At 65.9% G+C, this 23,793-nt stretch carries 21 protein-coding genes; 2 read left to right on the top strand and 19 right to left on the bottom strand.

What is annotated here, in order from left to right; genetic code table 11:
- Window position 1: 1 nt before the first annotated feature.
- Genes AC13GI_RS03605 through AC13GI_RS03590 form a run of 4 tightly spaced genes read right to left on the bottom strand, consistent with a single transcriptional unit; the run spans window position 2 to window position 5,320 of the window.
- Window positions 2-967 (bottom strand): radical SAM protein, encoded by a 966-nt coding sequence (locus AC13GI_RS03605; RefSeq protein WP_482995529.1) that lies wholly within the window; start codon window positions 965-967, stop codon window positions 2-4.
- Complete coding sequence (locus tag AC13GI_RS03600) at window positions 964-2,763, bottom strand: hypothetical protein (protein WP_482995528.1); 1,800 nt, start codon at window positions 2,761-2,763, stop codon at window positions 964-966. The genes AC13GI_RS03605 and AC13GI_RS03600 overlap by 4 nt, the downstream gene beginning before the upstream one ends.
- On the bottom strand, window positions 2,760-3,737 hold the full coding sequence (locus AC13GI_RS03595) for a hypothetical protein (protein WP_482995527.1): 978 nt from the start codon (window positions 3,735-3,737) through the stop codon (window positions 2,760-2,762). Before AC13GI_RS03595 ends, AC13GI_RS03600 begins: the two co-directional genes overlap by 4 nt.
- Window positions 3,738-3,739: 2 nt before the next feature.
- Window positions 3,740-5,320: an AAA family ATPase gene (locus AC13GI_RS03590; RefSeq protein WP_482995526.1), complete on the bottom strand. Its 1,581-nt coding sequence runs from the start codon at window positions 5,318-5,320 to the stop codon at window positions 3,740-3,742.
- Window positions 5,321-5,421: 101 nt separating this feature from the next.
- Between AC13GI_RS03590 and AC13GI_RS03585 the strand changes: the two genes are divergently transcribed.
- Together AC13GI_RS03585 and AC13GI_RS03580 are read left to right on the top strand one after the other, a co-directional pair.
- The gene (locus AC13GI_RS03585) at window positions 5,422-6,534 is read left to right on the top strand and encodes a DNA glycosylase AlkZ-like family protein (protein WP_482995525.1); all 1,113 of its coding nucleotides are present in this window, start codon (window positions 5,422-5,424) and stop codon (window positions 6,532-6,534) included.
- A gap of 89 nt (window positions 6,535-6,623) precedes the next feature.
- Window positions 6,624-7,703, top strand: a complete 1,080-nt coding sequence (locus tag AC13GI_RS03580) for a YiiX/YebB-like N1pC/P60 family cysteine hydrolase (protein WP_482995524.1) — start codon at window positions 6,624-6,626, stop codon at window positions 7,701-7,703.
- A gap of 13 nt (window positions 7,704-7,716) precedes the next feature.
- Here the strand turns inward: AC13GI_RS03580 and AC13GI_RS03575 are convergent, their stop codons facing one another.
- From AC13GI_RS03575 to AC13GI_RS03505, 15 genes are all read right to left on the bottom strand, one after another.
- Window positions 7,717-9,429, bottom strand: a complete 1,713-nt coding sequence (locus tag AC13GI_RS03575) for a sensor domain-containing diguanylate cyclase (RefSeq protein ID WP_482995523.1) — start codon at window positions 9,427-9,429, stop codon at window positions 7,717-7,719.
- 116 nt (window positions 9,430-9,545) lie between these two features.
- The gene (locus AC13GI_RS03570) at window positions 9,546-10,208 is read right to left on the bottom strand and encodes a DNA-3-methyladenine glycosylase (protein WP_482995522.1); all 663 of its coding nucleotides are present in this window, start codon (window positions 10,206-10,208) and stop codon (window positions 9,546-9,548) included.
- Between the two features lie 47 nt (window positions 10,209-10,255).
- Window positions 10,256-11,203, bottom strand: coding sequence for a cation diffusion facilitator family transporter (locus AC13GI_RS03565; RefSeq protein WP_482995521.1), 948 nt, complete (start codon window positions 11,201-11,203; stop codon window positions 10,256-10,258).
- Between the two features lie 96 nt (window positions 11,204-11,299).
- Complete coding sequence (locus AC13GI_RS03560) at window positions 11,300-12,526, bottom strand: hypothetical protein (RefSeq protein ID WP_482995520.1); 1,227 nt, start codon at window positions 12,524-12,526, stop codon at window positions 11,300-11,302.
- Window positions 12,527-12,707: 181 nt separating this feature from the next.
- Complete coding sequence (locus tag AC13GI_RS03555; RefSeq protein ID WP_482995519.1) at window positions 12,708-14,372, bottom strand: tyrosinase family protein; 1,665 nt, start codon at window positions 14,370-14,372, stop codon at window positions 12,708-12,710.
- Window positions 14,373-14,591: 219 nt separating this feature from the next.
- On the bottom strand, window positions 14,592-14,852 hold the full coding sequence (locus AC13GI_RS03550; protein ID WP_099818559.1) for a hypothetical protein: 261 nt from the start codon (window positions 14,850-14,852) through the stop codon (window positions 14,592-14,594).
- Window positions 14,849-16,198, bottom strand: a complete 1,350-nt coding sequence (locus AC13GI_RS03545; RefSeq protein ID WP_380651925.1) for a TFIIB-type zinc ribbon-containing protein — start codon at window positions 16,196-16,198, stop codon at window positions 14,849-14,851. Before AC13GI_RS03545 ends, AC13GI_RS03550 begins: the two co-directional genes overlap by 4 nt.
- Before the next feature lie 24 nt (window positions 16,199-16,222).
- On the bottom strand, window positions 16,223-17,371 hold the full coding sequence (locus AC13GI_RS03540; RefSeq protein ID WP_482995518.1) for an SPFH domain-containing protein: 1,149 nt from the start codon (window positions 17,369-17,371) through the stop codon (window positions 16,223-16,225).
- Window positions 17,372-17,539: 168 nt separating this feature from the next.
- Window positions 17,540-18,073 carry a lipocalin family protein gene (locus AC13GI_RS03535; RefSeq protein WP_099818556.1) on the bottom strand — a complete coding sequence of 178 codons (534 nt, stop codon included), beginning with the start codon at window positions 18,071-18,073 and terminating at the stop codon, window positions 17,540-17,542.
- Between the two features lie 14 nt (window positions 18,074-18,087).
- Window positions 18,088-19,164, bottom strand: coding sequence for an SAM-dependent methyltransferase (locus tag AC13GI_RS03530; RefSeq protein WP_482995517.1), 1,077 nt, complete (start codon window positions 19,162-19,164; stop codon window positions 18,088-18,090).
- 5 nt (window positions 19,165-19,169) lie between these two features.
- Window positions 19,170-19,946, bottom strand: coding sequence for a DUF1295 domain-containing protein (locus AC13GI_RS03525; protein ID WP_482995516.1), 777 nt, complete (start codon window positions 19,944-19,946; stop codon window positions 19,170-19,172).
- The gene (locus tag AC13GI_RS03520) at window positions 19,946-20,488 is read right to left on the bottom strand and encodes a DUF2878 domain-containing protein (protein WP_482995515.1); all 543 of its coding nucleotides are present in this window, start codon (window positions 20,486-20,488) and stop codon (window positions 19,946-19,948) included. The genes AC13GI_RS03525 and AC13GI_RS03520 overlap by 1 nt, the downstream gene beginning before the upstream one ends.
- Before the next feature lies 1 nt (window position 20,489).
- On the bottom strand, window positions 20,490-21,755 hold the full coding sequence (locus AC13GI_RS03515) for a class I SAM-dependent methyltransferase (protein ID WP_482995514.1): 1,266 nt from the start codon (window positions 21,753-21,755) through the stop codon (window positions 20,490-20,492).
- Window positions 21,752-22,519, bottom strand: a complete 768-nt coding sequence (locus tag AC13GI_RS03510) for a DUF1365 domain-containing protein (RefSeq protein WP_482995513.1) — start codon at window positions 22,517-22,519, stop codon at window positions 21,752-21,754. Before AC13GI_RS03510 ends, AC13GI_RS03515 begins: the two co-directional genes overlap by 4 nt.
- Window positions 22,516-23,793, bottom strand: coding sequence for an NAD(P)/FAD-dependent oxidoreductase (locus tag AC13GI_RS03505; RefSeq protein ID WP_482995512.1), 1,278 nt, complete (start codon window positions 23,791-23,793; stop codon window positions 22,516-22,518). Before AC13GI_RS03505 ends, AC13GI_RS03510 begins: the two co-directional genes overlap by 4 nt.

The following is a 23,793-nucleotide window of genomic DNA, read 5'->3' as shown; positions in this document are numbered from 1 at the left end:
GTCAGGTTCCGAATTTGGCAAAGACCTGGGTGGAAGGGCAGTCCAGGCAGGCCTGCGGCGGCGCACCCCGGCGCGCCGCCGCCAGCTGTCCGCGTAGCGCCTGCACGTGGGCGATCGTCTGCACATCGCGGGTGGGAATGAAATGGTCGTCGTTGGTGAAGCTGCAAGCGCTGATGCGTGCGTGTTCGTCGATGAACAGGGTCGGTCGCCGGGCCTCGCAGTCGGTGACGGGCAGCAGGTGGCCCAACGCACTGGCCTGGAAGCGCGCCAGATAGGCGTCCCCAGCATGAAGGCGGACGTCGCGCTCGGCCAGGCGGGTCAGCAGTGACGGCAGCCGCGTGCGCAATGCCAGCACGTCGGCGGCGGTCAACGCATGCAGCCGATGGAACTCCGGCCGGTCGCGCCCGCCCAGCTGGTTCACGGTAATCTCGTCCACGCCCCAATCGGCAAGGCGCAGGCACAACGACTCGAACATCGGCAGGGTGTCGTGCATCAGCACGATATTGGCGCGCAGCAACGGGCGGCGCTCTTCGTCGCGTTGGGCGACCAGTGCACGAATCGCGTGCTGCACGCGCGCCGCGCCGCCGTCCCAGCCACGCAACGCATCGTGCGCATCGTCCAGCGCGTCGATGCTGAAGGTGATCTCATCGAACGCCGCTGCCAATGCCGACGCAGCACCCTGCTGCCAGGCACGGGTGCCATTGGTGGTCACGCTGATACGCAGCCCGTGTTCATGTCGCAGCCGCTGAGAAAGCTCCAGCAGGCCAGGCCACAACATCGGCTCGCCACCGAGCCAACTGAACAGCACCGGTTGCCCGATTGCCTGTTGGAAGCCAGCGAACAGTATGGCGAGGCGTTCCACTTCGGCTGCATCGGCATGCAGGCGCGGTTGCCGTACGCGGCGGTCATAGGCACAGAAGCCACAGGACAGATTGCACAGCGTGGTCAGGCGCCACAGCACGATCATCGCGGTGCTGCCACGCTGTCGGGCGCGTAGTGCTGCTGGCTGAAGGCGCGTGCGAACTGCAGCAGGTCGGCCATGTCGCGCACCACATGGATGTTCCATCCCTCATCGCGGGCGCGCAGCAGGTCATGGGTCCAACCCGCGTTGCCAGCGTCGGCGATGCTGGCCGGCAGCGGGCTGAACAGGTTGAGTGCCATGGTGCCGCCGCCGCGTGCTGTACGCAGCGCCTTGGCGGCGACGTCCCAGCCGCTGTTGCCATGCTCGTCCTTGTCGAACATGGTGGTGATGCCGTCGTCGGAGATGTGCAGGACATGCACCGCCCGCGCGTGCGCTGGACGGTCCGCATAGGTATCGCGCAGGCGATGGATCGGGAACGCAGTTGCGCCGCCGAAATAGCCGGTCAGCACCTTGAGGATGTCATCTTCCGAGCGCACGAAGCCCTCGGTATGCAGATGCTGCCGGGCACCACTCCACAGCGTGGCCTGCACGCGCGCGCCTACGCGCAACGCCGACAGGGCGATGATCGCGCCGGCCAGGGTCAGGAATGACGTCCACGCCTGTGGGTTGGGCATTGAACCGGAACTGTCCACATACAGGTCCAGGTCGACCGGCTCGGTGGCGGGTTCGCGGCCGGGAGTCTGCCCCTGCACGCGCTGCACGGTGGTCACTCCGGGAACAACGTAGGGCGACTGCAGTACCGATTGCAGCCAGTCCACCGCGTCCAGTGCATCGCCGGGCTCCCACGGTTCCAGACCTTCCGGCAGCGCCTCCAGCGACTGTGGCTGCGGGCGTGATGGAAAGCGGATCAAGTGTGGCAGGGCGCGCTCACGGTAGTAGCGCACGGCAATCTGATGGTCATCCAGATCGAGCCCGGCCGCACGAAGGATCTGCCCATACTCGAACGGCTCGCGCATCTGCCCGCCGGATCGCGTGGGCTGTCCAGCGTCGGGCTTCAGCGGCTTGCCGCTCCCGGGCTGCCCATCGGCTGTCCGCTCGTCGCCGGTGATGCGCGGATCGGACGCCGGATGCGGGGCGGGCTCCAGTTCGTCATCCTCCCGTTGCCCCAGGCCGACGGGCTGGCTTCCATGGCCGGCGTGCTGGGTATCCATCAACGCGTCGACCCGCGTGTCCGGCTGGGATTCCAGCAGCCAGGGGAGCAGCAGGGTGGCGAAGCGGCCTGCGCCGGTCATCCAGTCGTTGGCATAGACGCGCACCACGCGTGCGCCCAGCCAGGCGTCTCCCTGCAGTGCGCTGTCGTGGGTTGAACCGCCCAGTTCACCGCGTGGCTGTTGCCAGAGTTCTTCGTAGATGCCCATGTACAGCTGCCACACTGGCGAACTTGCCTGGGACGGCTGCGCGGCCAAGCGGCGATAGATCGCGTCCATGCGCAGGCCGTTCTGGCGCTGCAGGCGGTCGTTGATCAGCAGATCGGTGTAGAGGTTGGCGACCATCGGTGCATGCGCTTCCAGCGTCGGCAGCGCATGGCGGATGCGGGCCAGCAGCCGTGCGTGGTCGCTGGCCGTGGCCGGCGCCAGCACGTGGTGACCGATCTCATGGGCCAGGATCTCCAGCGCATACGGCTGTAACTGCAGGCGCTGGACCTTTTCCACATCGATGACGATGCGCTGATCGGCCAGACGGATCGCGGCGAAGCTGCCGGTCAGGCCCTGCGCGGCCGCCTGCATGTGCGAATGGCACAGCTGTGGGTCCTGCAGCCGGGTGAAACGGCTCCATGTGGCCAGTGCCTGCGGCCACGCCTCGCGCCACGGCTGCAGCGGATCAGCGACGGTGGCGTTCATTGCGGCGGCAACACATGGACATGGTGCGACCACGGCGAGAACAGGGCGATTCCCGCAGCGCCGGAGACGGCGCCGAGATTGTCCTTGGACAATGCCGGTGCCATCCATTGCACGCCCAGGCGTGCGATCACGCCCGGCGCCGGTCCACTGCCGCTGGCCGCCGTGTACTCGGCGAGGTCGGCAGGCAGCAGGACGGCACCAAAGGCATCGGCCAACAGGAGGAAGTACTGGCCTGCGCTTTCAACCACGAAGCCTTCGGCCGTCGCGCGAACCTGGGGTGGGGCGGGGAAGGTGCCATCCAGGCCGCTGAAACCACCGATGCGATGGCCGCTCGGATCGACGTTGCCAGTCCGTGGATTCCACCAGCGGTCCTGCTGCAGTTGAGCGTGGACCGAGGGCAGATCACCCGCAGCGATGCCCAGCACCGCGGCCACCGTATCCGTCGGCAGGGCATCGATGCAGGCAAGGGCGGGCGTGCGCAACTGCACCATGCCCGCCTGCCAGGCGCAGAGTGCGCCCAGGTCACGCAGTGCCGGCAGTGATGCGCAACCAACCGCATGGGCGGCCATCGCATCGATCCATTGAGCGACGCGGACACCGGGACTGCTGCCCAGTCGCACCAACGCATTGCTGATCGTGCCCAGCGTTTCGCGTGGATCGAGTACCAGTAACGGCGCAACGGCCGGAGCCAGTGACCGCCAGGCCAGATCGATCCAGGGTAGCCGGGCCTTCGGTCCGGCGTGGCCCTGCGCTACCAGTTCCAGGCCCAGTTCGAAAGCAGCCTCGACGATGCGCAACGTGGCGGACGGGTCGTGGCGCTGCGCGGCCTGGCACAGTGGATCGAGGGTGCCGCTGACGAAGCCGCTGAATGCGGCCATGTCGAGGCCGGGCCAACGGTGTCGCGCATCGGCCACGGCCTGGTTCAGCACGGGGCGGCGTGCGGCCAGCACATCCGCCAGAAGCGTGGAAACCACGGTCAGCGCGCCCGCAGCCAATGCAGGTAATTGGTGTAGCGTTGGTGCAGGTACTTCAGTTTCAGCAGGTCGTCATACAGATGACCGTACAGCTTGCGGCCCTTCACCCGATCCTCGACCAGGCGTTCGATGCGGGTCAGGCGCTTGCGGGTTTCGGTTTCGGTCATGCCGTCCAGACCCCGCTGGAACTGTGCCGAAAGCTCGCCCACCGGATCGTCGCGATCCAGATCCAGCCGGTCATACTCGGCATTGGACGCATCCAGCAGCCAGCGCAGCCAACTGAGCCGATCGGTGCGATAGGCGGCGTTCTCCGGCAGGGCGAAGAAGGGCGCATCCAGGTCCGGCTGCAGCTTGTCGTTCAGCACGAACGGCAGCACCTGGCGAACATCCTCCAAGGTTACAGAGGGGCTGCCACGGAAGTACGCCATGGCCTTGGCGAACACCAGAAGCGTCATCAGGTTGCGTACCGACAGGCCATTGCGGGTCTGGCAGCCAAGGTCCTTCATGCGATCGCGGCCACTGTCGGCAGCTGTCACCTGCGCCCATTCGGCACCGGCCAGGCGCGCGGTGTCCTTGGTCAGGTACTCGAACTGCGCACCGGCCGTCTCCATCAGTTCGAACTGGCTGCTGAAGAATTCGATGCGCCGACGCACGTCCTGCGGCACCTCGATCGCCCGGATCTCGTGCAACAGCTGGTCGCCCTCGGCCTCGCTGAAGATGATGTCGCGTGGCACCACCTCTTCCGGCCGGATGTCCTGCTCGATGCGCAGCAGCATCTCTTCCAGGAACCGCGGATTGAACGCCAACGCCTGCACTACCACGTCGATGCGGTCGCGCAGGGCTTCGATCACCTGGTAGGTGCCACCGCCGCGGTCATCGTTGGCGGTCAGGTACCACGCCGATTCAGGGCATTCGTAGACGTGGTTGAGAACCTCAGCGTAGTTGTCGCCCATCACCGTCAGCAGGGCGCTCTGGGTCCGGGTGGGAATGCGGTTGTACTCATCGATGATCTTTACCCGCATGCCCAGCCACGACCGCCAGGCGATGCGGATGTCCGCCATGTCCTGTGCGGCCACCAGGTCGGCGGGCAGGGGGTTGCCGAGCAGGTCGGCGATGGTCATCTGCGGGTGGCCGTGCTGCATCGCCCGGCGCACTTCGCGCACCGGATAGCCGGCCAGTACGCCCATCAGGATCGCGCTGGCGGTCTTGCCGCGCCCCGGTCCGCCGATGAACAGGCACTTCCGGCGAGTGGCGAAGGTCAGCAGCGGCAGCAGGACGTAGCTGGAATAGCTCTGTGCCGATGGCAGGGTCAGCGGCCGCCGGGTGTCGCCCACCGTGAACGAAGCCGACGGGCCTTCGTGGTACTCGATGTCGTAGTGCGGGCTGATGATCGCGTTGTTGACGATCCAGAAGTACGCTTGGCGCAGTTTCTCATCCAGTCGCAGCGGTGCGCTGGCGGCGTCATCCTGCAGGCGTACCGGGCCTTCGTACAGTTCGGCCACATCGAACGTACGTGATGAAGTCTCGGTGCGCGGATTGGTCGGTGCCTGCGACAGGCGCTGGAACAGGTTGAACGGTGGCACGCGATTCCTTTGGCAGTGGCCTCGGCGAATTGTAAAGGCGCGGCGCGCGGGTTGGGGGAGACCTGGCGTCTGCCGTACGCGTTCGGCTCTACAATCAGATCATGCCGTCCATGCCCACCCTCGACGATCTGCGTCGCTACGCCGTAGCCCGCACGCTGTTCACGCCCACCACGCTGCTGACCGCGATACGTCGCCTGGGCTTCGTGCAGGCCGACCCGATCCGAGCGCCCGCGCGCGCCCAGGACCTGACCCTGCGGCACCGGGTGAAGGGCTACCAGGCCGGGGATCTGGAACGTTGTTACAGCCGGTTGCCGATCGAGGAAGACTTCCTGGTGAACTACGGCTTCCTGCCGCGCGAACACCTGTCGTTGATGCATCCCCGGGTGTCCCGCAAACCGTGGGACGCCGGCACGCGGCGCAAGGCGGCGGAGGTGCTGGCGTTCGTGCAGGAGCGGGGTACGGTGCATCCGCGCGAGGTCGACCAGGCGTTCGCGCATGGTCGGGTGACCAACTACTGGGGCGGCACCAGCAATGCCAGCACCCATCTGCTGGACGGCATGCACTACCGCGGCCTGCTGCGCATCGCGCGTCGTGACAGTGGTACCCGCATCTACGCCGTTGCGGCACATGCACCCGCCGATGGCGGCAAGGCCGCACGCCTGCAGCGCGCCACGGCCCTGATCGATCTGGTGGTGCGCAAGTACGCACCGTTGCCTTCGGCGAGCCTGACCTATCTGGCGCGGCTGCTGGGCTATGGCGCGCCGCATCTGGCGGTGGAGATCCAGCAGGCGCTGCGGCTGGCGCGCGAGCAACTGGCGGGCTGCATCATCAACGGAACCACCTGGTACTGGCCAGCCGACGAGACTCCCCGTTCGCGGCGCTATCAGGCCGATGAGCAGGTGCGGCTGCTGGCACCGTTCGATCCCGTGGTGTGGGACCGGCGCCGTTTCGAACAGTTGTGGGGCTGGGTCTACAAGTTCGAGGCCTACACCCCGGCAGCCAAGCGCCGCTTCGGCTACTACGCGCTGCCGCTGCTGTGGCGTGAGCAGGTCATCGGCTGGGCCAATATCACCGCCAAGGATGGCGGGTTGTTGCCGGATATTGGTTTCGCCAGTGCCTCGCCCATGAAGGATGTTCTGTTCCGCAATGCGCTGGATGATGAACTGCAGCGTCTGGTGTGCTTCCTCGCAGGGCCAGGTGCTCTTGCTGGCTGAGTGTCGGAAGGTGGAGCCAACGCTCAATCCAGCGCCGCCTTGGCCGATATCGGCAGCAGAGTTTCGCTACTTCAAGGACGGTACGATCCATGCACTCGATCACTTCATTCCGGCGCGGCACACGGGTCAAGGACCATATCCTCGATCTCAGCGTGCTGGAGCCCGGCGATATCGTGCTTTCCACGACGGGCGGAGTGGTCAGCAGGTTCATCCGCTTCCTGACCAATTCCCGCTACAGCCATGCCATGCTCTACGTTGGCAACTCCCTGATCCATGCCGATGGCGGTGGCGTGTTCTCGGTGAATCCGCAGAGGAGGATCGTGGCCCAGGGCGAAATGGCGGTCTATCGGCCTCGCGAGCAGCTGGATGATGAGAGCATGGCCGTTGCCATCAATCACGTCCGCAATGAAGTCGGTAGCCTGTACTCGGTGCCGCACGCTCTGCTTGTTGGAGTGATGAAACTGCGCGGACGGGACCGGAGTGGCAAGCAGTTCTGCTCGCGGCTGGTTGCCCAAGCATACCATCAGGCGGGTCACTCGCTTGTCAGGAATGCAGACTACTGCTCACCCGGTGCGCTCGCACGCTCACCGCGGCTTGTGCAGGTCGAGCATGCGCTGCGACCGGTTACCGATGCAGATCTTCGTATTGCCGCTACCACCGATCAACTGCAGATTCATCAGAACCAGACCTTTGAATGGCTGCGCTGGGTGCGCAGTGCCGCTCGCAGGCGTAGACACAGGATCACGAACTTCACCAGCGCACTGGACTTCATCGAGAGGTACCCCGACGTGGACGAGGAGGCCGCCGGGCGCCTGCAGGCATGTGGCTATCTGCAGCACTACCTCGCAGATGTGTCAGCCAACCCGTACCGGTACAGCTGCGATGCGTTCATCGCTACCTGCGGGCCCACAGACAAAGCGATTGCGGATGAGCTGAAGATCTGCCAGTCCATGGCCGCGCGCGTGATCTCCGCGCATCGTGCTGCCGCGAAGCGACCCGCTACCACGACCTTCGCACTGCTGAGGCAACTTCATCACAACCGCGCGGCCAAGCTCATGCAGCGGCTGGACGTGATCGAGACCGTTGCTGCCACGCACGGCTTCCTGTTTCTGGCCCGGAGTGCAGGTGCGTGGCAGGTGCAGCTTCAGCATGCGATGAATCCCGTTTGAAGCTTCTGCTGCGCTAGGAGCGCTCCTGCGCACTGCTGCCCCGGCCACGCGCACGCGCCTGGTAGAGACCGATATCGGCGCGATGGATGGTGTCGGCGACCGTTTCCCCCACACTGCTGGCTGCGCTGCCCATCGAGAACGCCGTTGGAGAGCGCGCGCGGTGAGCGCTGTACCACTGCTCCAGCTGCTGCAGCCGGTTTGGCTCGGGGGAGATCAGCACCACCATGAATTCATCGCCGCCCAGCCGCACCACGGCTTCCTCGTCCATCAGCGGGGCACGCAGGAAGGCGGCGAACTCAACCAGCAACCCGTCGCCGCGCCGGTGACCCTCGGTATCGTTGATGCGCTTGAAGTCGTTCAGGTCGAACACCAGGCAGGCCCAGTGTCGTTCACCCAGGTCATCCAGCCGGTGCAGGTAGCGCCGGTTGTGGCATTGCGTGAGCGGGTCACGGAAGGACATCTCGCGCAGGCGCTGCTCCTGGATGCGCAGCGCGGTGACATCCTGTGCATGCCCGAGCACGAAGGGAGGGTCGGTCTCATTGTCCAGCACGTTGTGGTAGGCCCAGTAGCGACGTGTGCCATCGGCCGCGATGAGCTCGATGACGCCGGCATCGGTATGGTTCTCGCCGATGCGCGTCAGGTAGGCCTTGAACCCGTCGCGCTTCTCCGGGCGCATCAGGTCACACAGGCTGCGGCCCACCATCTGGCTCTCTTCGTATCCCAGCGACTGCACCGCGGCAGGATTGACCGAGGTCAGTGTGCCATCCAGCGTGTGGGTGCAGATCAGCCCCAGGCTGTAGTGGAACAGGCGCCGGTAGCGGACCTCGCTGGCTTCCAGTGCGTCGAGGGTCGCGCGTTCCTCGGTCACGTCCTGGATGGCGCCGACCAGGCGCGGATGCCCGTCCACCAGCTGCCGGCCACCCACCACCCGGGTCCAGATACCGCGACCGTCGGCGGTGGTCATCGGCAGTTGCACCTCCCACGCGGTGCCTTCATCCACGCAGCGTTGAACCGCTGCCCTGATGATGGTGCGACTGTCTTCGCGATAGAACGACAAGGCGCCCTCCAGGCTCGGCTGGTAGGTCGAACGCACCCCGTGGATCTGTTTGGTCTCACGGGTCCAGCGCACCTCGTTGGTTTCCAGGTCCAGTTCCCAACCGCCCACCTTGGCCGCCGAGTTGGTGCGCTGCAGAAAATCTTCGCTGCGTTTGAGTTCGGTGTGGAGGGCGCCCGCCTGTTCGATCTGGTGCAGCAGGGCGCTGCGCTGTTCCAACACCTGCGTGGTTACCCGCCCTAGGTGGACCATCAGTTCACGCTGCGAGGGCGACAGCACACCTGGCATCGGATCGAGCAAGCACAGCGTTCCGATACGCGCGCCGTGGGCAGTGACCAGCGGGATTCCGGCATAGTGGCGGACGCGCAGCCCGCCGGTCACCAGTGGATTGCTGCGGAAGCGCGGGTCCTGGAGGGCATCGGGGATCTCCAGCAACGCATCGTGCTCGATGGCGTGGGTGCAGAAGGAGATTTCACGGGGTGTTTCGGTGGCGTTCTCCAGGCCGATGTTCGCCTTGAACCATTGCCGGTGTTCGGCAACGATGGAAATGAGCCCGACCGGCATGCCGGTGGAGGTGCGCGCGGCCGCCACGATGGCGTCGAAGACCGGTTCGGGTGGAGTGTCCAATACTCCGAGACGTTCGATTTCGCAGAAACGGAAGGCTTCGTCCATGACCAGCACAGGGCTCGAAAGGGCAGGAGGGCACCGACCACGCTAGAGCGCGGTTTGTTAGCGATGCGCGTTCTGTGGTGACGCCGTTGTGATGCCCGGCGCAGACCTCCGGCGGATCAAGGGTTTCTGCTTTTCATGCTGCTGCCGGTAGCGCGCACAGAAACGTGACGGCTGTCGCGGACGTGCCAGCGCCAGGGAAAATCCACTGCGCGGGAGATGCCGATGCGCGGCCCCACCACCGGATCCGGTGGCGGTGGCATGCCGTCATCGACAATCGTGATGCCCAGCTGCGCAGTGACCAGATCTGCCCCGTCGAAGCCCCGGTCCAGACCGAAGGCCTGCGACAGCTTGCCAGGGCCGCTGGCGAGTTCGTGGTCACGACGTGCCGCCCGTCGCAGCGAGTACATCTGATCCAGCCCGGTGAGGGGCTCGGCGGCGCGCAGCAGTACCGCAACGCCTTCGCCCACTTCGCCGCACACCACGTTGCTGCCCCAGTGCATGCCATAGGTAAAGTAGACATAGAGGTGGCCAGCCTCGCCGAACATGCTGGCGTTGCGTGCGGTCCTGCCACGCCAGGAATGCGCGGCGGGGTCCTCGCTGCCTGCGTACGCCTCCACTTCGACAATTCGCGCGGCACGGCCATCCTCGCGCAGCAGCACCTTGTTGAGCAGTTCTGGTGCGACCACGGTTGGAGGGCGCTGGTAGAACGCGCGTGGCAGTGGTGCGGCGCCGTCGGGCAAGGCGTCAAACAGGGGGGAATGGCCGGTTTTCCTGTGCATGGCCGCCAGTGTCGCCTGCCCGGGGTGAAGCCATCGCCAGCATCGTATCAGTCCGTGCCGAGCGCGGCCCGTCGCGCAGCGAACACCTCAGGTGTCTGCGGTTTGATGAACAACGCGACCAGTTCGGGGAACTCGCCCTTCACCGCCTTCTCGATGCGGGTGATGCAGGCCTCGATCTGTGGCGTAGTGCGGTCGTCCTCGAATTCGGCACTGAGCATGGCCACGACCTGCGCCGGCCCCATCTGCAGGGTTGTGACCCCGTTGGCGCGGCGCAGATCGGGATCGGCACCGGCCACGGCCATGATCCGCTGCGCGACTGCAGGATGCGCCGGCTCACCGATCAGCAGTCCCTTGGTCTCGCGTGCCAGCAGGAAGGCGGTCAGCGCCAACACGCCAGCGATGCACAGCGAGGCCACCCCATCCAGCACCGGCATCTGCAGCCACTGCGCCGCGAGCAGGCCCAGCAGCGCAAACCCGAGGCCGAGCAGCGCGGCGCTGTCTTCCAGCAGCACGGTGAAAGTGGTCGGATCCTTGCTGCGGCGGAAGGCTTCGAAGTACCCCATTGCGCCTTTGCTGCGCCTGAACTCCCTCAGCGCGACCCACCACGAGGCGCCCTCGAACAGGATCGAGATGCCCAGCACCGTATAGCTGACCGCATGATGGGTGGCCGGCTGCGGATTGCGGATGTGCTGGATGCCCTCGTAGGCCGATACACCCGCACCGGCGGCAAACACCAGCAGCGCAATGATGAAACTCCAGAAGTACAGTTCACGGCCGTAGCCGAACGGGTGCAGGGTGTCGGGCGCTTTCTCGGCACGCCGCAGGCCATGCAGCAACAGCACTTCATTGAGCGTGTCGACCAGCGAGTGCACGCCCTCGCTGAGCATTGCCGAGCTGCCGGACACGGCGGCCGCGATGAACTTGGCCACGGCGATGGCGAGATTGCCCGCCAGGGCGGCGTAGATGACGAGGCGGGAGCCGGTGGGTCGGGACATGGCGGAGAGAAGGCAGCGCGGAAGACTGATGATCGCGTCCGCCTTGTCCGCGGCGTGTGCAGGGCAGACGCCATCCACACCGCCACCCCGCCTGGGTCAGCAGGCAGGAGCCCGTTGCCGAGGCTTTGGTTTGCGCACCGCACCGGAGGTCGCCTTCATCGGTGGCGGCGGCGTGACGGCGGCCGGCGCGGGAGGTGCCGCAGGCGGCGGGGCGGGCGCTGGAGTTTCGGGAGTCGTGTACCAGGTGAACACTTCGCTGCTGGGCACGGGGATCGACCGGGTTCGCTTCTTCGGCGTCCAGCCCGGCTCGGCGATGACGGTGTGGCTGCCAAGGCGATTGAGCACGAACACATCCCGGATCTCGTACAGCTCCTTCCCGGGGCCGTCGATTCTGCGGCAGTTGGTTGACACCCCGGATGCCCGAACCATTCTGCAGCCTTCGCTCGATACCACCACGCTCTGGTGGGGCAGCATCCCCAGCTGGAACGTGCTGGCAGCACGGTCGAGAGACTCGAACAGGGTGCCGGCAAAGAGCAGGATCTGGCCGATTACCAAGGCAAGTGCGATCACCCGGGACCAGGGCGGAAGTGTCCTCATGCTCAGGATGACCAAGTGAAGGAGCGGCAGCCCGAGGGAGACCAGGAGCACTTCCCAGCCGCTCATCGTGGCGGCTGACGAATGGATGCCGAAGACCACGACCGCGATCAAGGGCAGTGTGAACAGGTAAAGGCAGGCGGAAAGCAAAGTCAGCCTCAGTGCCCACCAGATCTTCTTTCTTCGTAGAACGCTGCCGACGGGCTCATCAATGGGTTTGCGTTTCATGCCCATCGGCGCGAAGGCACCAACGGCACCGATCAGGATGGGGGCTGCAAACACAATGGGCGCAGCGTCACCAAACGGAGTGAAAAGCCACACATACATCCAGCCTGTTGCCAGGGCCGCTCCCAGCATGGCCATACTCATGCTGAGGCCAGCGGACGCCAACCATTGCGTCTGAGATGTGCGGACGCTGCTTCTGTCGGTGATGAATCCTGACTTCTGCCACTCGACCAGCACAGCGGCCGGGAGCATGAGCGTAAGGATGACCACGATGACCATCACGACCGAAAAGAAGACGATCGCCGCCGCAACCAGAGCGATATCGGTCAATGCAAGGCTGGGCAGGTAGTGGATCCGCCAGAAGAAGACCACCATCGCAAGGGTGCCCGCCAGCGCGAACAGTGCCTTGTGGGCGTAGATGTCGGTCAGGACTTTGGATACTGCCGGCCAAGGCGAGCCGGAAGGAGGCGAAAGAGTTTCGGGGCGGGGGTCCTGCAACGGCATCGCGCATCGTCCATGAGTCGGGCTTCACCCCCAGGTATCGGCCGTTCGCGAAAGCGCTTGAATCGAAATCCAGATCCACACATATCCTTGACGATGGCACTCGCCTCCTGTGCAGTCCGCCTTCACCGGGGACTCCTGGGTGGCGTCGCGTCCACGCGACGCCACCCGAGGCGGGTGCCCGCTAGTTAGGTGACACCAGGATCGCAGCATCGAGCACCGGGAACGATTGCGGTGCCTGGCCCGACGAGGCGACCAGGCGGATCTCCAGCGTCGTCGAGCCGACGCCGGCAGCATCCGCGCGCAGCGCCCCCAGCGTCTGCGGCAATGGCACGGCGAACGTCGTTGGATGATCGTGGCCCATGGCCGCCATGCTCGGCCCGAAGAACGAGACCGTGCCGGCGTAGTACGGGCTGTCCGCGCTCACCGAGGTGACATCTGCCGGCGCATTGATCAACACGTCGAACTCGCGCGTGTTGTGCAGTCCATGGGGACGCTCGAGGGTAACCTCCGCAATCAGCACGCGCGGCCCGGTAGCCGCCAGATGTGCACGAACCGCTTCGTTGGGGACAGCCACTCGTACGGCGCCATCAGCCCGCTTGCCGCGCACCAGTCGCGCGGCCTTGGCGGTGGTGGGAGCCGTTGCGGCCTGCTCTGCCGCACGCACGCCGCTGCCATAGACATAGTCGTAGTCGTAGTCGAACGCGCTGGTGGAGAAGAACTCCCGGGCCGGGCGTGTGCCGACGTAACGCCCCTGCGCATTGACGAAGAAGCGGAACGGCTCTTCCATGAACTGCTTGTTCTCCGCAGGGTCGGTCGGCATGATCGGGCGGCCGAAGGCCTGTTGCCTGCGGGTCCACACATCCCACAGACGGTCCATGTTGGCGTGGTGCAGGTAGAAGATCGGGTCCAGTGGCGACAGGAAGTTGGTCATGTTGCCGTAGGGACCGGGATCGACGGCGCCGACACCGCCAATGCAGTTGTGCACCTTGTTATGCGGGAAGCCTTCCAGTACCGAGAACTTGGTGGCCCCATCGGGCTGCAGCACGTGCGAAGTGTTGCGCGAACTGGTGAAGCTGCGGCTGATGTCAGGGTTGTTGAACTCCACCGGTGACAGGCCGGCACGGATGGTGTCGGCGGACACGGCGGAGGCCGTCTTCGGGTCGAAGCCCGGGTGCTCCCGCCAGAGATAACGGGCGCCACAGGTCACCGCGTACGCCGCATTGCCGGAAATGCCGGTCTGCTCCTTGGCGTTGTAGCCGGTGACATCATTCCAGACGTCTTCGGCGCTGTTGTAACCCCGCAGTGACAGCTGCTGGCGCTGGCCGGTGTCCAGCGTATTCCAGTGGCGCTGCAACGCAGGCTTCATGAACTGGGTGAACACCGCCAGATTGCGGGTGTAGGGCGTATAGGCGGTGTGGGCCGGGGTCAGCAGGCCATCGAACATGGCTGGCGGAATCCTTGGAAGCTCGGTCCAGTCCCAGTAAGGCATGGCGAACTCGCGGTCGCCGCTGAGCTCGCGGATGGTCTGCTCGAAGTAGCCGACGTAGCCGCGGTGCCAGACATAGAACCACCAGTTGCCGTGCGGGCAATCCATCAGGTGCACGAACGCATTGCGGAACCAGTTGCGCGCGTCGTCAGCCGGCAACGCCAGCATTGCCTGGATGCCGCGCGCATAGCTGGCCAGCATCTGCTGTCCTTTCGCGCTGGTGACGTTGTAGCGGTGGAAACGCGCCACTGCAGTACCGTCGGCCGTGCTCTGGCCACTGGCCAGGGCACTGGGCGCGAACAGCGAGGCCAATGAGGCGGTGGCAGTGGTCGCTAGGAAATCACGGCGTGTGTAGCGCATAGCGTCCTCCTTGGTGATTGGTTCAACCGCGACGGGTTACGAATCACTGCAAGGGCCCGCGGCTGCTGCCACGGGCCGGACGGGGACATCCAGCCCCGCCGCCCGGATCGACGGCCGCGAACGCGCCGCCGCACCAGGCGGCAGCAGTATAGGCACGGCATTGCGCCCGGATCTGGGCAGTACGCCACAGTCATGGCCGGCCTTGGCCGGCCGGGTCGACTATTCCGGGCCGGTCTTCACCCGGGCCACCCGCTTTCGATACTCATACACGTTGTCACCGCGGATCCGCTTTTCCTGCGTTCCGCTGATGCTGTCCACGCGACGATCCGAGCCGGTCACCGGCTTGGCATCGATCTCGGTTTCGTGTTCGAACGAATGCGATTTGTCGGTGTTGCGGTAGAACCGGTACAGCGCCCAGTACAGCGCGGTCGCGCCGGCCGGGCCTGCAGCCAACAACCAAAGACCACTGTCATCACTCATGTGCTGGCCACCAGGAAGGCAATTGCGAGGGCTTCGATGATCGTGCCGGCGGTCAGCGCCGCCAGCAGCATCTTCCACTGCTGCACGGGTACGCTGCCCATGGTTTCACCGGTCCGGCCGTTCACCGCGATGTAGTGCAGCATGCCGCCGTTCTTGCCGGGCTGATGGTACGAGTACAGCCAGACCGGCAGGTACATGGCCACCCAGCGGGTGCCGTGCACCTCCAGCTGCTCCTGTTCCCAGCGCACGCCACGGTCGTAGCGGCGCACCGTGCCTTCCACCTGCGCGCGGGCGATCGACAGCAGCTGGTCTTCCAGCCGCGGCCGCAGCTTTTCGACGTCCAGGTTGCGCTTTTCCGAGGTGAAGCCCGCCAGGTAGGAGGCGTTCCACTTCACCGCGTTCTTGGTGTCGAACGGCAGAATCGTGTTGATGATGTTGTTGGTGTTGGCGCGCGTGTCCAGGTTGCCGCGCTCGGCTGACGATTCCAACGGCAGGTCGTCCACGGTGAAATCGACCTGGCGTTCCACCTGGTAGACATCCGCGTCGTAGTAGGTCTGCTTGTTCTTCTCGCTGCCACGGGTGTATTCGCGTGTCTTGATCTCGCCCTTGCCGGCCACCGCCGCACTGACATTGCCGTCGACGATCATGTACGGCAGGTACACACCCACCACGTTTTCCGGGGTGAACTGTTCCTTGAACGCCTTGAGCGCGAACATCCGGCGCTTGTCGACGAACTGGCGGATGCGCGCGACGGCATCCTCCTTCTTGATATGGAACGGCAGCACGGCGTCAGGCACGGCGCCATTGGCGATCTGTTCGTTCACGCCGAACACGTGCCGGCACCAGTGGCAGCGCGCCGTCATCGTGCTTTCGGTGTTGACCGTGACTTCGGCGCCGCAACCGGTGCACTTGAAGGTCATCAGTGCCGAGGTGTCGGCATCGATATCGCGTGCGCCCGATGCGATGACGGTGCCACGCAGCTGGTCGATGGCTTCACCCAGGCCGAATTCTTCTTCCACCCGTGCGCCATGCCATTCGTGACGGCAGTACAGGCAGACCAGGATATCGGTACCCAGCTTGGGCCGGATATCGGTAGCGCCGCACTTCGGGCAGCGGTTGAGGCCGTCTTTCAGTTCGTCAGCGGAGGTGTCGATGGCGACCGGGTCGGGCGCCTCGACCTCGTTGCGGATGGCCTCAGGCAGCGTCGAGGTATCGAGCGGGAAGCTGCCGGGCAGGGGAGGGACGTCCTGCGGCGAACCCGGCCCGTCCAGCACCGCCGCCGGCAGCGGCGGCGGTGCTGAAGCGGATCGGGGCAGCGGCGGCGGCGTGTTTCTGGGATCGGACATGGTGGTTGCGCGTCCTGCGTCTGCTTACAGTCCCAGCGCCTTGGCCTTCAGCGCGTCGTAGTCGGTCTGGGTGATCAGGCCCAGATCCAGCATTTCCTTGGCCTTCTTCAGCTTGGCCACCGGGTCGTCGGCAGCTGGCGCGGCCGGGGTTGCCGGCTGCTGCAGGTTGCCCGCGCCGAACATGCCCGACGCCATGCCCACGCCGACAAGGCCGGCGGCACCGCCGTTCTCGCCTGCGGACTGGATGCCCTGGGCAACGCTGGCCTGCAGGTTGGAATTGCCGCGCGAGCCGGACAAGGCATCGGCGCGCTGCACGGTCTTCAGCAGCTCACGGGTGTTGGCGTCGTACTCGATCGAGACGATGGCGGTCTTGACGATGGCCAGGCCGCGATCGGACTTCCACTGGTAGCCCTGCTCGACGGCGGCCGACAGGCTCTGCGCAAAGCCCAGCGAATCCTGCTGCAGCTTGGTGATGCGGTTGCCCTTGCCCGGATCGTTGGTGTACAGGCTGAACGCCGGCGCCAGCGAACCCACCACTTCATTGAACAGCTGGCTGGCAGCGGCGTTGTCCAGGTCGGTGAAGTCGAACACCTGGCCCGGCTGCAGGTAGCTGGCCGGAACGAAGTTCTTCACGAACAGGATCGGGTCGACGATCTTCAGCGTGTACGAGCCACGGGTGACCGCGCCGACCTGGGTGTTGAGGAAGCCATCGTCCCAGTAGATTTCCGACTGGGTGCCGAAGCGGTTGTCCGGCAGTTCCTTCAGCGAAACGAAGAAGGCGGCCTGCTGCGAGCCCGGCTGGCCGCCGAACTTGAAGCGCTCCCAGCTCTGCTTGATGAAGGTGCTGACCAGGCCGTCGCCGGCGAAGATCGACTGCGAGTTCAGATCATCCGAGCGCCACTCGTAGCCACCCGGCTCGGCGACGAAGGCGGTGATCGCGCCATCCTGGAACAGCAGCAGGCCGTAGCCTTCCGGCACGACGATCTTCGAGCCGTTGCTGATGATGTTGGAGGAGCCACTGGTGTTCGAGCCGCGCCCGGCGTTGGTGCCGTGGGGCACCGCCGCGAACAGGGCTGCCGTGGACGGCAGGCCGGTCGGCACGGTGTAGAAGTCTTTCCATTGGTCCGCCAGCACGCCGCCGACTGCACCCTTCACCGCTTGTACCAGACCCATGACCCACTCCCTGTAGTTGCCGGACAGGCACCACGCCTGTCGTGCTCGGCTGACTATAGAGGAGGCAGGCTACGCGCGGCTAGCGGCCGGGCGAGTCCCCATTCATCTGGTTGTGGGGCCTTGGCCCGCCTGACGCCCCAGCCGCAGCCCGTAGCACTTGCAGGCGTCTCAGCGCACCGACTGCGGTACCCGGCGCAGCTTTCCAGTGTCATACCCCATTGCCTTGATGCGGGCGACCGCCTGCTGATACTCCGCCTCGCTCACCTGCGGCGTACGCGCCATGTACCACACGTAGTCGCGCTTGCTGCGGGCCACGATGGTCTGCGTGTAGCCCTCATCCAGCCAGGCAATGAGGTATTCGGCCTGGATGGGCCAGATGAACTGCATGCCCCAGACCGCACCATTGCCATGCTTCTCGACGCGGCCTATCGGGTGCATCGACTTCTGCGGTGACTGGAAGCTGCCCTTGCGATAGGTAAAGGTGGTCTGGATGCGGCCATCGGCCTGCAGCGCGTAGCTTTCCACGGCATCGAAGGCCTCGCGCTCGGGCCGCGACGGAATATGCGCGATGACATACCAGTCGCCCATGAAACGGGGCACGTCGACCTTCGGCGGCAGCGGGATGGGGCGGGTGTCGTGGCTGCTGCAGCCTGCGCCGAACAGGGCCACGGCCAACAGTGTGAACAGTGGGGCGATGCGCATGGTGGCGGTCTCCTTCAGCGCGGGCGGAACAGGTAGTGGGCGACCAGCCATTGCTGGCCGTCGTCGTAGCCGAACAGCTCGGCGCAGGCCATCCAGAACATGCGCCAGCGCTGCCACCAGATGCGTGCAGCGGCTTCGTCGCCATAGGTCTGCGCCAGGATCGGCAGCAGCTGCTCGCGGGCGGCATCCTGGTTGGCCAGCCAGTGGTTGGCGGTACGCTGGTAGTGGGTGCCGTCCAGCAGCCAGCGCTGGTCCAGTACCAGCTCGCGCTGGAAGTGCAGCAGCGTGTCCGCAGCCGGCATCAGGCCGCCGGTGAAGAAGTGCCGGCCCATCCAGTTGTCGTCGCCCTCGGTTTCGAACGGATACATCAGCGTGCGATGGGCGAAGATGTGCACGAACAGCGCGCCGTCCGGCTTCAGCCAGCGGGCGATGCGACCCAGCAGGCGGTCGTAATTGCGCACATGCTCGAACATCTCCACCGATACGCAGCGGTCGAATGCCGCTGCAGGCAGCTCCAGCTGGTTGACGTCGCGGGTCAGCACCTCGACGTTGCCGAACCCGCGTGCCTCGCACTGCGCCAGGATATGGCTGCGCTGGCTGTGCGAGTTGGACACGGCGGTGATGCGCGCGTTCGGGTAGCGCTCGGCCATCCACAGCGTCAGCGAGCCCCAGCCGCAGCCCAGCTCCAGGATGTGCTGGCCGTCGGCCAGCCCGGCGCGCTGTCCGTACAGCTCCAGCATCGCGTCCTCGGCCTGGTCCAGCGTCTCGCTGCCGGTACGGTAGTAGCAGCTGCTGTACTTCAGGCGATGCCCCAGGCAGCCCTGGAAGAAGGAGGCAGGAACCTCGTAGTGCTGGCGGTTGGCTGCATCCACGTGCAGCGCGAGGGGGCTGCTGGCCAGTTCGGCAATGCGGCGGCTGAATCGCTGCGACTGCTCCTCCATGCTGCCGGCCGACTCTTCGGCCAAGCGTTGTGCGCATAGGCGACGGATGCCCGCGCGCAGCGCCGCATCGGGCAGCCAGCCACGTTCGGCCCAGCCGGTGAGTCCGCCCTCGGTATCGGCAACCGGAGCAAGGGACGGGGTGCTGTTCATCGGAATCACTCCTTGGGGCTGCGCGGAAACCACGGGAAGAACATCGAGGTGCTGCGCTGGTAGTCGCGATAGTCATCACCGCGACTGCGCAGCGCCTGTTTCTCGGTGAAGGGAACGCCACTGAGGTAGCGCAGTAACACATACATCAGCACCGGCCCGGACCAGGCCAGCCACCACAGGGGCGACGTTGCTGCCAGCAGCACATAGGTGAACCAGTGCAGCCACTCGAAGAAGTAGTTGGGATGGCGTGTATACCGCCACAGCCCTTCGCGGCAGGTGCGGCCCTTGTTGGCCGGGTCGGCACGGAAGCGGGCCAGCTGGCGGTCGGCGAGTGCCTCGCCACCCACGCTGAGCAGCCACACCACAACGGCCGCTGCGATCCAGCCAGGCATGTCGCTGCGTGGGTTGCTGGCCACGGCCACGAACGGCAGTGCAAACAGCACCACCAACGCGGCCTGCGCCATGAAAAAGCCGAAGATCTTTCCCTGATGGCCCTGCCAGTGCTCACGTAGATAGCGGTAGCGACCGTCTTCCGCCTCGCTGCGCACGCGGCGCCAGAGATGCAGGGCAAGTCGGCTTCCCCACAGGCCACCCAGCACCGCCAGCGCAATGCGGGGCTGCAGCGCGCCATCACCCAGCCACGCAAGCAGCAGCGCGCCGGCCGCCACGCCCTTTGCCCAGAGGACATCGACGATGCCGATGTTGCGGTGCCTGCGCTGCCAGGCCCAGCCCCAGGCCATGATCAGCACGGCATACAGCAGTACCCACCACACGCTGCTCATCAGGTTGCTCCAATCAATGGGGTGTCGTGGTTGCCGGGCGTTCCGCGGCGGGCCACCGCGCACAGCAGCGACAGCGCGATGCACCAGCCCAGCGCCAGTGTTGCCACGCCCTGCCAGGCAGGGGGCGTGAAATGCACCGCCTGGAATCCGCGCGCCGCAGACAGATACGCCAGCGGCGCCAGCAGGCCGAGGGCCACCGGCAGCAGCCAGTGCCGCTGCAGGAAGGCCATCGATGCGGTCAGCGTCATCGCAAAGGCAGCCCACAACGCGAAGATCCACGGCGGCGGCACCCATCCCAGCGACGCCGCGGCGTAGTGCACGCTGCCGCTGGCGGCAGCGCTGCCATCCACCAGCCAGGCGCAGGCCAGCGCGAGCAACAGCAGGCGAACATCCAGGCGCGGCTGCGGCGAGGTGAGCAACTGGCTGCCGACATACACGCTGGCTGACAGCACCGCCGGCCATTGCCAGCCACGGCCGGCGCCGACAACGGCGCACAGCCACACCATCTGGTTGCCGATCACGTTGGCCCAGGTGCGGCGCATGTCAGTCGATCCGTTCGCCGTGGGCATCGGCTTCGGGGCGGTAGCCAGGCCGTGCCAGCAGCAGATGCGACACGCCGATGGAGCGTTCCAGGAAGCCACCTTCGCAGTAGGCCAGGTAGAACTCCCACAGCCTGCAGAAGCGCTCATCGAAGCCCTGCGCGCGTACCGCCGGCAACTGCGCCAGGAAGCGCTGCCGCCACGCGCGCAGGGTCAGTGCATAGGAGTGGCCGAAGTCCTGCTGGGCGATCAGCTGCAGGTCACTGGCCCGGGTCTTGGCGGCCAGGATGGCGTTGATCGACGGGATGAAGCTGCCCGGAAACACGAAGCGCTTGATGTAGTCCACGCTGCGCCGCGCCTGTTCATAGCGCTGGTCTTCGATGGTGATGGCCTGCAGCAGGGCCAGCCCATCAGGCTTCAGCAGCCGCTGCAGCGTGGCCATGTAGGTGTCCAGATACTCGGCACCGATGGCCTCGATCATCTCGATGGAGACCAGCTTGTCGAACTGTCCCTGCAGATCGCGGTAGTCCTGCATCAGCAACGTCACCCGATCCTGCAGGCCGGCCTCGCGCACGCGCTGTGCAGCCAGTGCGTGCTGTTCCGCGGAGATGGTGGTGGTGGTGACATGGCAGCCGTAGTGCTGCGCGGCGTGCACGGCAAAGCCGCCCCAGCCGGTGCCGATCTCGACCACGCGATCACCCGGCTGCAGTCGCAGCTGCTGGCAGATGCGGTCCAGCTTGCGTCGCGACGCACGCTCCAGCGAGTCGCCGGTATCGGTGAACAGCGCCGAGGAGTACATCAGGTCCGGCGACAGGAACAGGGCGAAAAAATCATTGCCCAGGTCATAGTGGGCGGCGATGTTGCGACGGCTGCCTTCGCGGCTGTTGCGCCGCAGCCGGTTCCAGCCACGCAGCAGCCAGCCGCCGATGCGCGCCGGCCCGCGTTCCATGCCATCGAGCAGGTCGCGGTTGCGTACCAGCAGCTGCACCAGCGCCACCAGATCATCGCAGCGCCAATCACCGTTGATGTAGCTCTCGCCGGCGCCAACGCTGCCGTTCGCGGCCACCTTGCGGTAGAACGCCGGGTCATCGATGGTCACGGTGACCTGCAGGTCGCTGCCTGCCTTGCCCAGCTGCACATCGCCAAACGCATCGCGCACGCACAGGCGGCCGTTGTGCAGCGGCGCAAGCTGGGCCAGCAGGCGCCGGCGCAGGAACGCGTCCAGGGTGCCGGGCTGGGGCAGGGTGGCCGAGGGGGTCATTTCGTTCATCGCGGTTTCTCGGCTAGGGAAGGATGGTCGTGCACAGGGTTGCGCTTGAGCCAGAGGCGCAGTGCCTGCCAATGGATGGCGGCGACCACCTGCGCGCTCATCAAGGGGTAGCAAGCCAGCACCCGGGCAAGTCCGCGGCCATCAATGGGCCGCCGCTGCATGCTCTGGGTGGCATCGAACTGGCGTTGGCCGTCGCGCCAGACCTGCATGTGCACGCGCAGGTCATCAGCGGGCGCGGTAAAGCGCCAGTCATAGGCACAATCCATCGGCATGAAGGGGGAGACGTGGAAGGCCTTGTCGAACTGCCAGCGCAGGGCGCGGCCCTGCCGTATCGCAGTTTCGACCGGAAGCACGTAGGCGTGTCGCTCCTTCCAGGGGGTATTGGTGATCTCGGCGACGATGCAGTCCAGGGTTTCCCCGTCAGCCTGGTAGCAGTAGTAGAAGCTGACCGGGTTGAACACGTGGCCGCCGAAACGCAGGTGGCTCAGCAGGCGCACCGGACCATCGGGGCGCCGCCCGAGCACCGTGGCGGCATGATCGCGCACGGCGTCGGCCAGGGAGAGGGCGGGATCGCCGAAGTAGTCGCTGCGGCGGAACTCTGCCAGGTTGCGGCGCCCGACCGACCACAGCCAGCGCCCGGCGAATACCTGGTCCAGCTCGTCGAGGTCCAGCAGCAGCTGCGCGATGGGATAGCGGAACGCGTGCGCATGCGGGTGGTAGCGACGATGCTCGACGTGGCCGAAGTAGATGGCGCTGGCGCTCATGCAGGCACCTCCATCCGCTGCGCGATGCCGCTGTGGAACGAGCGCGCCTGCAGCGCGTCGACCACGCGGCGGGCACTGCGGATGCCGTCTTCATGAAAGCCCCAGCCCCAGTAGGCACCGGCAAACCAGGTGTGCCGATGGCCCTGTACCTCGCCCCAGCGCTGCTGTGCCTGTACCGCAGCATGGTCGTGTACAGGATGTGCGTACTGCAGGCGCCGCAGTACCTTGGCCGGATCGATGGCCTCGCTGCGGTTGAGGGTCACCACCAACGGCGTGTCGCCGGGCAGCCCCTGCAGCAGGTTCATGCAGTAGCTGACCGTGCAGGGCGCAGCGGGGTCGCGCGGCACATGCGCGTTCCAGGCCGCCCAGGCCTTGCGGTTGGCGGGCAGCAGCGAGGCATCGGTATGCAGCACCGCCTCATTGGGCTGGTAGCGGATCGCACCGAGCACCGCCTGCTCAACCGGATCGGCGTCGGCCAGCAGCGCCAGGGCCTGGTCGCTGTGGCAGGCCAGGATCACTTCATCGAAGCCTTCAATGCCGTTCGCCGTGTGCACGCGCGCGCCCCAGGGCATTCGCTCGACGGCGTGCACGGGGCATTCCAGCCGCTCGTGTACCCGCCAGCGCGCACGCAGCGCATCGACGTAGCGGGCCGACCCGCCCTTGACCACGCGCCAGGACGCGCGCCCGGTCATCTGCAGCATCTGGTGGTTGGCCATGAACTGCACCAGGTAGCGCGCCGGAAAGTCCAGCACCTGTGCGGTCGGTGATGACCACAGCGCCGAGGCCATCGGCAGCAGATGCTCCTGCACGAACGCCTCGCCATAGCGCTGGCTGTGCAGGTACTGGCCCAGCGTAGGTCCCTGCTCCTCGCCGAGCAGCAGGGGGGCGTCCCGATAGAAACGCCGCAGGTCAGCCAGCATTCCCCAGAAGCGCGGGGACATCAGGTTTCTTCGTTGGCAGAACAGACCATCCAGCGAGGTGGCGTTGTACTCCACGCCGCTGCGCTCGCTGTGCATCGAGAAGCTCATCGTGGTGGGCTGCGAGGCCACGCCAAGTTCATCGAACAGGGCCGACAACAGCGGGTAGTGGTGCGGATTGAAGACGATGAACCCGCTGTCGACCGACATCCTGCGTCCGTCCACCGTCACGTCGTGGGTGTGGGTGTGGCCGCCCAGGTAGTCGTTGGCCTCGAACAGGGTGACGTCATGCTCGCCGTCCAGCCACCACGCGCTGGCCAGGCCGGCGATGCCGGAACCGATGATCGCGATGCGCAT

The sequence above is a fragment of the Stenotrophomonas sp. 82F1 genome, assembly GCF_056861525.1.
Note: the sequence above shows the minus strand (reverse complement) of the source record. Positions and strands in the feature narration are given on the sequence as shown.